9 protein-coding genes and 2 tRNA genes are annotated in these 12,515 nt (G+C 43.4%); 6 read left to right on the top strand and 5 right to left on the bottom strand.

Annotated elements, in window-relative coordinates; translation table 11 throughout:
* Positions 1-141: 141 nt before the first annotated feature.
* Positions 142-411: a hypothetical protein gene (locus LC605_RS02590; protein WP_229546011.1), complete on the top strand. Its 270-nt coding sequence runs from the start codon at positions 142-144 to the stop codon at positions 409-411.
* A gap of 896 nt (positions 412-1,307) precedes the next feature.
* Here LC605_RS02590 and LC605_RS02585 read toward each other — a convergent pair.
* Positions 1,308-1,380: transfer RNA gene (locus LC605_RS02585), tRNA-Phe, on the bottom strand.
* 454 nt (positions 1,381-1,834) lie between these two features.
* On the opposite strand from LC605_RS02585, the gene LC605_RS02580 reads away from it, so the two are divergent.
* Positions 1,835-3,430 carry an iron uptake porin gene (locus tag LC605_RS02580; RefSeq protein ID WP_229546010.1) on the top strand — a complete coding sequence of 532 codons (1,596 nt, stop codon included), beginning with the start codon at positions 1,835-1,837 and terminating at the stop codon, positions 3,428-3,430.
* Positions 3,431-3,840: 410 nt separating this feature from the next.
* Here the strand turns inward: LC605_RS02580 and murA are convergent, their stop codons facing one another.
* Positions 3,841-5,208, bottom strand: coding sequence for a UDP-N-acetylglucosamine 1-carboxyvinyltransferase (gene murA, locus LC605_RS02575; protein WP_229546014.1), 1,368 nt, complete (start codon positions 5,206-5,208; stop codon positions 3,841-3,843).
* An 844-nt stretch (positions 5,209-6,052) separates the two neighbouring features.
* Here murA and LC605_RS02570 point away from each other — a divergent pair.
* Both LC605_RS02570 and LC605_RS02565 read left to right on the top strand, forming a co-directional pair.
* Positions 6,053-6,134, top strand: a tRNA-Leu gene (locus tag LC605_RS02570).
* Positions 6,135-6,226: 92 nt separating this feature from the next.
* Positions 6,227-7,009 carry an RNA methyltransferase gene (locus tag LC605_RS02565; protein WP_229546009.1) on the top strand — a complete coding sequence of 261 codons (783 nt, stop codon included), beginning with the start codon at positions 6,227-6,229 and terminating at the stop codon, positions 7,007-7,009.
* 683 nt (positions 7,010-7,692) lie between these two features.
* Here the strand turns inward: LC605_RS02565 and LC605_RS02560 are convergent.
* Both LC605_RS02560 and LC605_RS02555 read right to left on the bottom strand, forming a co-directional pair.
* A complete protein-coding gene (locus LC605_RS02560; protein WP_306426838.1) occupies positions 7,693-8,025 on the bottom strand; it encodes a hypothetical protein in 333 nt (110 codons plus the stop codon).
* Positions 8,026-8,879: 854 nt separating this feature from the next.
* Positions 8,880-10,064 carry an NAD(P)H-quinone oxidoreductase subunit H gene (locus LC605_RS02555; protein WP_229546008.1) on the bottom strand — a complete coding sequence of 395 codons (1,185 nt, stop codon included), beginning with the start codon at positions 10,062-10,064 and terminating at the stop codon, positions 8,880-8,882.
* Between the two features lie 415 nt (positions 10,065-10,479).
* Here LC605_RS02555 and rsmH point away from each other — a divergent pair, with 415 nt between their 5' ends.
* Positions 10,480-11,376, top strand: a complete 897-nt coding sequence (gene rsmH, locus LC605_RS02550) for a 16S rRNA (cytosine(1402)-N(4))-methyltransferase RsmH (protein ID WP_229546007.1) — start codon at positions 10,480-10,482, stop codon at positions 11,374-11,376.
* Between the two features lie 13 nt (positions 11,377-11,389).
* Here the strand turns inward: rsmH and LC605_RS02545 are convergent, their stop codons facing one another.
* Positions 11,390-11,614, bottom strand: a complete 225-nt coding sequence (locus LC605_RS02545) for a hypothetical protein (protein ID WP_229546006.1) — start codon at positions 11,612-11,614, stop codon at positions 11,390-11,392.
* A 440-nt stretch (positions 11,615-12,054) separates the two neighbouring features.
* On the opposite strand from LC605_RS02545, the gene LC605_RS02540 reads away from it, so the two are divergent.
* Positions 12,055-12,261 (top strand): glycogen debranching protein, encoded by a 207-nt coding sequence (locus tag LC605_RS02540; RefSeq protein WP_229546005.1) that lies wholly within the window; start codon positions 12,055-12,057, stop codon positions 12,259-12,261.
* Positions 12,262-12,515 lie beyond the last annotated feature (254 nt).

Raw genomic sequence — 12,515 nt, 5'->3', positions numbered from 1 at the left:
CAATCTCCTATTCTTGCAAATCGAGATATTCTTTGAGCGCTTGCAGGAAGGCGTTTATGACCATCCCCTGATTTTGGCTATGGCACTGGAGAATCTCGCTAATCAGGCATGGGATGAAGTCGAGCGAATCTACCCAAATTTGTGACAAATAATACTTGTAAGGATAGTCTAGATTTCTACATCTATAATTTTTCGCGATCGCTTTTTTTTGGGCATTGGGTGCAGGAGAATCCAGTCGCGTTGAACTTAAATCGCGATACTTGTCGATCGCGATCGCCTTACCGGATCACCTTGTGGATTGCTTACTACCTCTACGTTTTCGCCAAAGGTGATCAGGTGATCATCATTGATGCTGACTTTTTTTCTGATTCGGGATTTGCTAAAACTGCATTTTCTGATGTACTTGGATGATCACCTTCAGAATTCTCTGAGGAGTTTTTGGCTGAAATACTTTCTGGACAATGGTTGGTATTGTGGTTGGTAAGGTGATCATAGAGGTGATCACAGGTGATTCATTGTTTTTATACACGTCGTCGGTTTCGCTGTTTGACTTTGACTGGTAAGCATTTGAGTCATTTTCTGAGGTGATCCGCGTAGATGGTGTATGAACCTATCCCACTAATAATTTTGTGCTATGAAGCTTAAGCTTATTGAGAACTGAAAACGAAAAATTAAGGTTTTCAAGCACATTTTACAAAAAGAAGTAGGGATTTTTAGAATAGTGGGATAGGTTCATGGCTGATCGGGGATTAGGGGAAGTGGAAGGAAATGGCGATCGCCTGGGCTGGAGGTGGTCAAAGTAATGCCTACAGTTTGCCTACAGTCCGTCTACAGCCTCTAGGCAAGGCTTTACAGGTGAGTTTGTCCTAAGTGCGACACCCAATAGCCTGTCCACTTCATGGCTCAATACATTGCCGATAACCCCTCGAAAGTCCGTCTACACCGCCGACAATTTTTTCGCGCTCCAATTTGGGCACAAGACGCCGAAAACTGCCCCCAAAGCGTTTCTAACATCAATTTTATCTAAAGTTCGGCGATAGTCATGTCTTAAATCTTGTACTCTTGGGGTATCTTGCTCGCTGGCTAACGACTCTTTTTTTTACACCGTAAGCCTAATTTTTCTACTGTACGATGCATTGTAGTAATACTTACACAAAGAGCCTTTGATCTGATGGCGTCCAATAGCGTTCGTCCCCAGGTTCGCTGCATTTTAGGGCATCAAAAAGCGGTAAAATTTTTTGACTAAAGTTTGACTAGGGGAATTTATGACTTTTGGTCAAAATTCCTTGATATTGCGTTGTTAACTATGCCAGGAACCGGACTTGAACCGGTGACACGAGGATTTTCAGTCCTCTGCTCTACCAACTGAGCTATCCCGGCTGGGGCTTTTGTGAGCCACGATTAATCAATATAGCAAAGATAAAAGAATATAGCAAGGCCTTGGAGAAAATAATTATGCAGGTTTCAACCTCAACTTAAATTTTGGATATGGCGCTTCTAAGTTGATTGCAACACAATGCACCCCAACCCCGCATTTGAGTAAAGCAAACGCTCCCCTCCCGAAGAGCGGGGAGGGGTTAGGGATGGAGTCAGGGCGTATTGCATCCAAGTGAGAATCGGTATAATTTATTTTTTGTTAGTCCCTAATAACAAAACTTTATCAGATGGTACAGCCCTCTGCAATTTAGTTTTCCCTGAATAATTAGGATCTATTCACTTATTCGTGAAAAATTTTGCTAACTTCTGATAAAATTACTGAGAAATATTCTTATAAAATACACGTTTAAAAAAAACGTGAGTTGGGTGTGAATTGGAGATCAGTGTGAGGAGAAAAATGCAAAAATTCTTTAAATATCTGCTAGTTAGTCCAGCAGTATGCGCTGCAATGCTATGTGTGAATACTGCTACATTTGCAGGTGAGACTTCCAATGCGTCTGAAATCAACCAACCACAAGTTTTAGCTAATAAAGATCAGATAACAGGTCAAGTTACCTCTGTGTCTCAATTTTCTGACGTACAACCCACTGACTGGGCATTCCAAGCATTGCAGTCTTTAGTTGAGCGCTATGGCTGTATTGCTGGATACCCAAATAGCACGTATCGCGGTAATCGGGCATTAACGCGATATGAGTTTGCTGCTGGTTTGAATGCTTGTCTTGATCGGGTTAATGAACTTATTGCTACAGCCACTGGCGATTTAGTTAACAAACAAGATTTAGCCACATTACAAAAGCTGCAAGAAGATTTTTCAGCAGAACTTGCGACACTCCGAGGTCGTGTAGATTCCGTAGAAGCACGCACTACTGAATTGGAGGCGAATCAGTTTTCAACCACAACCAAACTGCAAGGACAAGTTGTTGCAGTCGTTAGCGATGTATTGTCAGGAAATACAGTCAACGGTGAAGAAATTACCGCCGAGAATACAACTTTAGGGGTACGAGCGCGCATAGAACTTGTTACCAGCTTCACAGGGCAAGATACCTTGTTTACCAGAATCCAGGCTAATAATATTCTCAGCCCTGATATTGGCACACCAGAAGGTAACTTATTCTTTGCTGGCGAGGATGGTAATACTAATGCTGCGATCGATGCGTTGTATTACAAATTCCCTCTGGGCAAAAATACACAGGTTATCGCTATTGCCAATGCAGGTGCAGCAGACGATCTTACCAGCACTGTTAATCTCTTTGATGGTGATGGCGCTTTTGGTGCTTTGTCTACCTTTGGCACACGTAACCCAATTTATAACCAAATAGGCGGCGCGGGCTTGGGAGTAACACACGAGTTCAATGATAAATTGGCATTAAGTCTAGGGTATTTGAGTGGTACAGCTAACAACCCTACGCCTAATAATGGTTTGTTTAATGGTTCTTACGGTGCGCTGGCACAGTTGACAGTTAAACCAAGCGATCGCATTTCTGTTGGTTTTACTTACATCAATTCTTACAACCAACCACTACTCACTGGTAGCAATGCAGCGACTTTCCAGGATATAGCAACTATACAGGGCTTACCGGAAGATCAAGTAGCCTTTTCCAGTAATTCTTACGGTATCCAAGCATCCATCGGCATCACTGATAACATAGTGTTGGGTGGTTGGGCTGGATACACTAACAGCCAAACCTTGAGAGGGAACCGTGGAGAAGTTGACATTTGGAACTATGCCGTTACCCTTGCCTTCCCTGACCTCGGTAAAAAAGGTAACTTAGCAGGTATCATTGCTGGTGTAGAGCCGAAACTGACAAGCTCTAACATCGCAGGATTGAATAGTGATCCTGATACATCCTATCATCTTGAGGCATTCTACCAGTATAAGCTCAGTGACAATATCACCATTACTCCAGGAGTCATCTGGTTAACATCCCCAGATCACAACAACAACAATGATGATGTTGTTATTGGGGCACTGAGAACCACATTCAGTTTCTAATTCTCAAAATCTTAAAAGAACCCCACTCCGCTAAAGCACAGCTAGCTTTAGCTCCCCTCCCCGCAAGCGGGGTGGGGTTCTTTAAATACAAAAAGACCAGCTTCCCACAGCTGGCCTAGAAAATCTTTTTTTGCGTTGTCTTCTCAAGAGAGTTAAAACCCAATTGCGCATTCCCAAAATGCAACGAGCAACTTTTCTTAACAAGATTGTAACAGCCAACACAGATTTTTTTAGAATATTCATCAAAAAAAGATATTAACAAAGCTCAAAAAGCTTCTATCTATGAAGATAATTCCGCAGATCCCAGGGTATAGATAGAGGAGGCGAGAGAGAAAATTTTACCTTATCTCCCTTATCTCCCTTATCTCCCTTATCTCCCTTATCTTGCCGTCAATCTCAACCGATCAATTTCAACTTGACAGGTTACTGATGCTGGTAGCGATTTCTGCATCTGCTGATGTTTCGCCCACGCGGAGGATTTTAGCCCCCAATTCCTGCAACTTCACATCGAGTCGATCATAGCCGCGATCGAGGTGCTGTAAACCCTGAATTGTGGTTTGTCCTTCTGCTGCCAATCCTGCGATGACTAGCGCTGCTGATGCTCGTAAGTCTGTGCCTAAGACTGGTGCGCCAGACAATTTCGATACTCCCCGAACGAAAGCAGCGTTGCCTTTGACACGAATATCTGCCCCCAAGCGATTCAACTCTGAGGCATGACGCAAGCGATTTTCAAAGACGGATTCGTTAATCACGCTGTCGCCTTCTGCCAATGTCAGCAAAGCCATGAACGGCGCTTGCATATCTGTGGGAAAACCTGGATGGTATTGAGTTTCAATATCCGTTGCCTTGAGGGTTTCTGCTGGCAGAATATGTAAGTATTCAGGCTTTTCCTCAATTATTGTCACCCCAATATCCCGCAGCTTGGCAATCACTGGTACAAGATGTTCTGGAGCCACCCGCGAGAGGGTAAGTTCTGAGCGGGTAATTGCTGCTGCCAGCAAGAATGTCCCGGCCTCAATGCGATCGGGAATAATGCTGTAGTCAACAGAATGCAACTTGGAGACTCCTTCAATCATAATCCTGCTAGTCCCCGCTCCCTTAATCTTGGCTCCCATCGCGTTACAGAAGTTAGCCAAATCGACTACTTCCGGTTCTCTGGCAGCATTTTCGATAATCGTTTCACCCTCTGCCAGGGTAGCTGCCATCATCAAGTTTTCCGTCGCCCCAACGCTGGCTATGTCTAAGTAAATCTTCGCACCTTTTAATCTCCGGCTGCTGCCAGGGACGTAGGCATTACAAATGCCATGCTCAATTTGCACCTCAGCCCCCATTGCTTGCAGTCCCCGGACATGCAAGTCAACTGGTCTTGCTCCAATAGCACAACCACCTGGTAAGGGCATCTGAGCTACTCCTAATCTTGCCAGAATTGCACCAATGGCAAAAAAACTTGCCCTCAATTGGGTAACTAGTTCGTAGGGAGCTCTTGATGTTTTAATCTCGCTGGCGTTGATGTCTAAAATATCACCTTGTCGTGTTAAACTTACACCCAAAGCTGATAACACCTGACCCATCCGGTCTACGTCCGCTAATAAAGGGACATTGCGGATACGACAATCACCCGGACACAGCAAGGCTCCAGCCATGATTACCAATGCTGAATTTTTTGCCCCGCTAATTTTCACATGACCTCGCAAAGGATGCCCACCCCAAATTTGCAAGACTGAGGAGTCTGCTTCTGGAGCAAATTTAGCATCTGGTAAGCTGCTAGAAGGATTAATAAGCCTACCTCCAAAAGTAATACGTATTTTATATGTTTGAAGTTGGTTTTGATTCTACAGTAAAGATTCAAATTGTCCACGTTTTCGGGCAACGTCTTCCATAAAAAAATTGTTTTTTGAGTGATATTTGCGGGCTGAAAGTAAGCAATAGCAAGCTTTTTGAGCTTTGGAAAAATTTAACAAAAAAGAACGAATGAATAGTAGTTTGAAGCAAAATTAAATACTCAGTAAAATAACCTAAGTGTTCTCTAAAAATCAATGCTATACTAGACACCTCCAGAAATTAAATACGCGTTACCCAGAACCCTTGTTTTGACGCAGCACTGCTACGTCAAAACAATTCTTTTTCACCAGATGTCTACTGCTGAGTTAGTATTTTGATTCGACCTATCCGTTGAAAATTCGTTTCAAATTTGAGACTTTTAACTAAGTTTGCGGGTTTAAGTCCCCTGGCTAACGACGGCAGAACGTTTTGCGGTGGGGTTATATTTCGACTTAAGCTAATCGGCATTTAAGTTGCATAAAAGCAGGGCTGAAGCCCTTACTACAAGCGAATCATTCTGGAAAAATGAATGACGATTAGCTTACTTCGACTACGCAGTTCGACTGCGCTCACCGTAAACTCAGTACAAGTCGGTCAATAACCAATCCTCAGACGCTCTCTACGAGACGCTAAAAGCGTACTTTACTTCCCCGGAGGGCTACGCGGACTCGCTAACGCAAAACTGAATTACAAATTACGAATTACGAATTACGAATTATTTTAACGAGGTGTGATGTTTTTACTTGACAAAGGTAAAAACATCACGCAATAATAAGAAATTGTGAATAAAAACAAATGCCAGCGGAACTGGCGGAATTGGCAGACGCGCTAGATTCAGGTTCTAGTGCCGCAAGGCTTCCGGGTTCAAGTCCCGGGTTCCGCATATTATTCAGTTAGGAGTTAGAAGTGAAGAGTTATGAGTTGAAAAAAAATAAATTAACTGCTAACTGCTAACTCTTAATTGCTAACTTTTTGATGTTGACCAGTTTACAAAATTCCCTAGTCAAGCAGATTCGCAAACTACACTCCACCAAGGAGCGGCACAAGCAGCAGTTATTTTTATTGGAAGGGACGCACCTGTTAGAGGAAGCTTGTGCGGTGAATTACCCCTTAGAAACAGTGTGTTGTACTCCAGAATGGCAAGCAGCCCACCCTTCGCTGTGGGAGCAAGCGTGTAGTCGATGCGATCGCGCCGAAATTGTCAGTAGAGAAGTCTTAAATGCGATCGCGACCACAGTCCAACCCGACGGTGTGGTCGCAACGGCAAAACGAAGGGAACGCCAAACTCAACTACCATTCACCGGTTTAGTGCTAGCTTTAGAAACAGTGCAAGATCCCGGTAACCTGGGTACAATGATCCGCACTGCTGCTGCTGCTGGAGCATCAGGGTTGTGGGTAACTGGAGATAGTGTAGATTTAGATAGTCCGAAAGTTTTACGTGCTTCAGCAGGGCAATGGTTTCGCCTAGCAACAGCCGTAACCGAAGATTTCAAAGCAACAGTCCAACAAAGTCAGCAGCTAGGAATGCAGGTAGTGGCAACCTTACCTAGTGCGACTTTAACTTATTGGGAGGTGGACTGGCGAAAACCCAGTCTGATTTTACTGGGAAATGAAGGTGCGGGATTGTCGCCAGATTTAGCCGCGATCGCAGACAAACAAGTCAGAATTCCTTTGAGTCCTGGGGTGGAATCTTTGAATGTGGCGATCGCAGCCGCTTTAATGTTGTACGAAGCTCAACGGCAATTGATTTGTCAGTAATAAATTTTAACGTAACGCAAAAGTCCCTACTTTCAATGTACTCATCAGGTGGGGATTGTGAGTTCTTGATGAGGATTACATCTGGAATTGACCCTTCTCTACGAGACGCTGCGCGAACGGCTACGCTCAGGGTAAATTTTTTACTTGGTAAAAACTTTCTTCTGGATGTATGACGAATCCCGCTTGTTTTTCTGATATAATTACCTAGTCTTGACCCTCCGGGTTCAAAATCGCTCTTTGACGGAAACCCTCAAGACCGCGTTTTTCACCATCAATGCCATAAGCGAAAACCAAGCTAATAGGTATATGTTGCAAGAAGACCCTTCTCTACGAGACGCTGCGCGAACGACTACCCTCAGGGTAAAAGATTTGGGTCTTGGGAACCAGAACTCCTGCCATTGGAGCAGGGCTATTTCATTCTAGACATAAACCACCCGGAACTGAAGTTCCAGGCTCATAGCTGAAGTCCGTTAAAACGGACTATAACCTTTTCTCAGTCGTCTTGAGACGACTTTCGCTATTAGACTCGTGAATTCATTCTGAGGCGGGCTAGATGAGAATGAAATAGCCCTGGCCCTAGGAGGGAATGTCAGACCAGTAAAACTACGGAGTTCTCTTGGCTATTCCCGATGAATTAAGAGAGCTACGTCCGTCTTACGGCGGAGTAGTTCACCTTTTTACCCCTATTTGGTTTTTGTTATTTCTTCGAGATATTGTTCAATATCAGCAACTGCGTCCTCAAGAGCCGCTAAATCAATATTTGTCAAATCTTGATCGAGTTCGACTTCACTGAGACTACTAGTATGCAGTTGAGGGATCTCTTCTTCCTCGGTTGAACTTTCTTGCAAGATATCTTCCAACTGATCGAGGGATTGTTGAAACACTTGATCAGCGGCGCGGCGCTGTTGTGGCTGACTTTGCTCCATAATATTGACTTGGAAATCCTGATTTACTGACTGAATTTTGATTGCAGTTCCTACAGATTCAAATTCTGCACTTGCAACATCTAACATCATAGTTGTGTGCTGTATCAACTTTAGCAGTGGTTATCAAGAATATCGACCGAAAACTGCAAATAGCATCACTGATTCCCTTGTAGTAAGCGGCTCTATCCCTGGTATTCTCCAACTCAAATGCTCATTAAGTAAGGGACTTCCAAAGAATAAATCATTCCAAGAAAAATAAGAGGCAGGATTTTTTAAGAATGATAATCATTTTAACAGGGAGAAAAGGGGTTGCCGAGGGCAACCCCTTTTCTCCCCCTCATCTATGCATGAAGAATCTATACACTTGTTATCTGCTTTGAAGTTAAACAGTGTAAATAAGTAACCGTTCAGGGGGTACAAAGAGGACGCATTTCTATCTTTCCTCTAAAATCCAAGGACTGAAGTAATCAAATTAACGTGAGTTCGACTGGCTCTCTTCACTTTGGAGAGGGATCGTCATCGAGAGGGATCGTTATCGAGAGTGATTGGTAATTTATTTTGTACTTGACTAATTGGCATAATTTCGGCAAGTAACCGATAGTTATCTTTATATTCTTGCCACATTGAAACTAAGTTTTTTGGGTAAATAATCAGCGTTTCTAAATAACAATCTTCTTGTAATATCTTAGCCAGGGCGGTTCTAACTAAAGCAAAGAACTTAAAAGGGCGGTTAGAAACCGCGTCTACACAGACGAAACCCGCCTGCGCGGGTTAATAAACCTTAATTTTCTTTTAGTTTGCGTAGGCGGACTTCGTTTGTATCGCCCCGAACTCTATTCGCCCTGGCTCTAAGTTGACACCAATGATAGCTTGTCCGCCCCTAAAAAAATAGAGCAGTTGCACTATAATACAACTGCTCTAAAAATTACTTGGATAAATATTATCTACCTATCCACAGACCCCATGATTACGTCAACACTACCGAGAATCACCACAATATCTGCAACCTTCATACCCCGTAGTAAATGTGGAACAATCTGGAGGTTATTGAAATCTGCGGCGCGAATCTTCCAACGTGCAGGAAAGACGTTATCATCGCCAACCAAGTAAATTCCCAATTCACCTTTGCCACTTTCTACACGAGAGTAGATTTCACCTTTAGGAATCTTAAAAGTGGGAGAAACCTTTTTACCGATGAATTGGTAATCAAATGCGTCCCATTCGGATTTTTTACCTGCAGCTAAACGCTTGGCTTCCAAATTTTCGTAAGGGCCCCCAGGAAGTCCTTTAACTGCTTGGCGAATAATCTTCACCGATTCGCGCATTTCCCGCATCCGCACTACGTAACGCGCAAAGCAATCACCGGCGGTTTCCCACTGCACATCCCAGTCGAAATCGTCGTAGCATTCGTAATGGTCAACTTTCCGCAAATCCCATTGCACGCCAGATGCGCGTAACATTGGCCCAGAAAGTCCCCAGTTAATTGCTTCTTCACGGGTGATAGTCCCAATCCCCTCAACCCGTCGCCGGAAGATGGGGTTATCTGTTACTAAGCGTTCGTACTCATCAACTTTAGGCAATAAGTAGTCGCAGAATTCCAAACACTTATCTACCCAACCGTAAGGTAAATCGGCTGCTACTCCACCAACGCGGAAGTAGTTGTTATTCACCATCCGATAACCTGTGGCAGCTTCCCATAAATCATAAATCATCTCCCGTTCCCGGAACTGGTAGAAGAAGGGAGTTTGTGCGCCGACGTCAGCGAGGAAGGGGCCAAACCACAGCAAGTGGTTAGCGATGCGGTTCAACTCCAGCATGATGACGCGGATGTAGCTAGCGCGTTTGGGAACAGCGACACCTGCAAGTTTTTCTGGGGCGTTGACAGTGACGGCTTCGTTGAACATTCCCGCAGCGTAGTCCCAGCGACTGACGTAAGGGACGTACATTACATTAGTGCGGTTCTCGGCGATTTTTTCCATTCCCCGGTGCAAGTAGCCGATAACTGGTTCACAGTCAACGACATCCTCGCCATCCAGAGTCATGATTAGCCGCAGAACCCCGTGCATTGAGGGGTGGTGTGGCCCCATGTTTAGCACCATTGGTTCAGTGCGGGTTTCTAGTCTGGTCATAGATTTCGTGTTCTCCGTTCGTGAAAATTTTGAATTGAACCGCCTAGATGCCAACCACAGCCGATTTATCTAGTCTGCCAAAATGAGGTTTGTAGGGGCAATCTATATAATTTTGACTCTACAGGGTTATGTTGGAGAGAGGATAGCAGCGCAGGTGTTGTAATTGATGTTTCATTTTGTTGCACCTCTTCAATTATTATAGGGAAGCTTGATATGCAAGGGATTGAGGCACAGCTTTTTTTTCATCTAATCTGTTTTTGCATTTAAAATCCTGATGTTGGGGATTGAGATTGGGTGTTAAGCAGGACTTAAATCAAACCACAGAGGACACAGAGGACACGGAGGAATAAGAGTTTAAGAGGTTTTTGGTGTAAGTCTTACCAAATAGAAGCAAAAATAAAATTAAAATTTCAAGATGAAATCAGATTTACAAACACCGCTAGATTTAGAAGAACTGGCTTTTTCTCATATTTCCGTTTTGGGACGGGAGGTAATTGAGGGTTTGGCGGTTCGTCCAGGTGGGCATTATTTAGATGTGACGGTAGGCGGTGGTGGTCACAGTCGCCTAATCTTAGAGGTTGCGGCAGATGTGCGGGTAACAGCAGTTGACCAAGATGGAGATGCTTTAGCGGCGGCGCAGAAGAATTTAGCTGAGTTTGGCGATCGCATACAATTTATCTATAGCAATTTTGCTGACTACGAATTTCCCCCTAATACTTTCGATGGTATTTTAGCCGATTTGGGGGTAAGTTCTTACCATTTAGATCAAGCAGAAAGGGGTTTTAGCTTTCGCCAAGCTGCAAATTTAGATATGCGAATGGATCGGGGGCGATCGCTAACTGCTGCTGATGTGATTAATAATTGGGATGAAGCAGAATTAGCTGATATTTTCTTTAAGTACGGTGAAGAAAGATTATCGCGGCGCATTGCTCGTCGTATTGTCGAACGACGACCGTTGCAAACGACTACAGAATTAGCTGATGCGATCGCTTCTTCTGTTCCTCCAAAATACCGTTATGGCAGAATTCACCCCGCTACCCGTGTTTTTCAAGCTCTGCGAATTGTCGTCAACGATGAGTTAAAATCTTTAGAAACTTTTTTGGATCAAGCACCAAATGCCCTTGTCCCTGGCGGCAAAATTGCGATTATTAGTTTTCACAGCCTGGAAGACCGCCCGGTAAAACATAGTTTAAGAAATTCACCTTTATTAAAAGTCTTGACAAAAAAACCAATTATTGCTCAAGAAGAGGAAATTGGGAAGAATCCGCGATCGCGATCGGCCAAACTGAGGATAGCTCAAAAGCTGCTGTAACTGCAATGCAACCTTAAACTGCTCCATCTCGTGGCTCAGAACTGCTGCGAATACGCTCAATGAACTGAGGATAATTTTCTAAATCTTGTTCTGACTGTAATGGTGGCATTTTAATCCAATTACCTTCGAGATGCAGCTTATCCACGTAGGCGTAAAAGGCTTCCTGATCTTCCCGATGAGCAAGAACGTAATCATGTAACTCTTTCTGACTCATTCCATGAAAATTAGGCTTGCTCATCCGATGTATCTCCATTTACCGTTAGGGTATATCTCTTTGACACTCTCCTGGCTAAGGCTGTCACTTGTCCTTTGTCATTGGTCATTAGTAAAGGTTTTAAGCTTATTTACGTTTCGTAACATACTTGAATTTTTTCGCACCAACGTACTTACCGCCGTCGCTATGAAAGAGGAAATAAATCCTAGTGCCTACGAAATGACGCAAAACTGAGTAATTGTAAATCAGTAATCGGTAATTGGGATTAGTTCATTAAACATCTGGTGAAATTAAATATGCGTTACCCAGAACTCTTGTAGAGATGTAGCAGTGCTATGTCAAAACAATTCTTTTTCACCAGATGTCTATTAGTTATTACCGATTTTGCTTTCCAATTTTTGACCCTAATAATATTCTAAAATAACAAATAGCTTTTTCCGCTACAGTTTTTGAGGGAATATTCGATGACTATTTGGATAAATGAGCAAATTGACCCGTCTGGGATGATTCATGCCTGTATTGCCACTTGTAATGAATCTCAAGCTAAAGAGTGTCATGATTCGTTTCAGAATAATTTGACCGAGACGCAAAAGACAGCAGGTTGGGTAGCGCGATTGCGGACAGTCGATTCTTGGGATGAAGTACCAGTAAATTCTTTAAAACTCAATTAATTGAGGGTCATTTTTGGGGATTTTAATCGAAGATATTTGTAGGAGCGTAGGCGTAGCCCAACCTAGGCACATCGCTTGTCTACGACACCTGCACCTATGCCAAAGCCTACAGCGATCGCCGCAAATTCCATTACAACAGGTTAATAAAGGTTAAAATTCGGATTAAAATTCTCAAATTCTTCGCAACTGCTTCCCAAAAAAGCAACATATTAGATAAAACTGATGATTTTTTGGAACTTTTAAGAGTTATTATC

The organism is Nostoc sp. CHAB 5836 (assembly GCF_020829445.1).
Lineage (GTDB): Bacteria > Cyanobacteriota > Cyanobacteriia > Cyanobacteriales > Nostocaceae > Nostoc.
The sequence above is the reverse complement of the archived record's forward strand: the minus strand, read 5'-3'. Positions and strand labels throughout refer to the sequence as shown.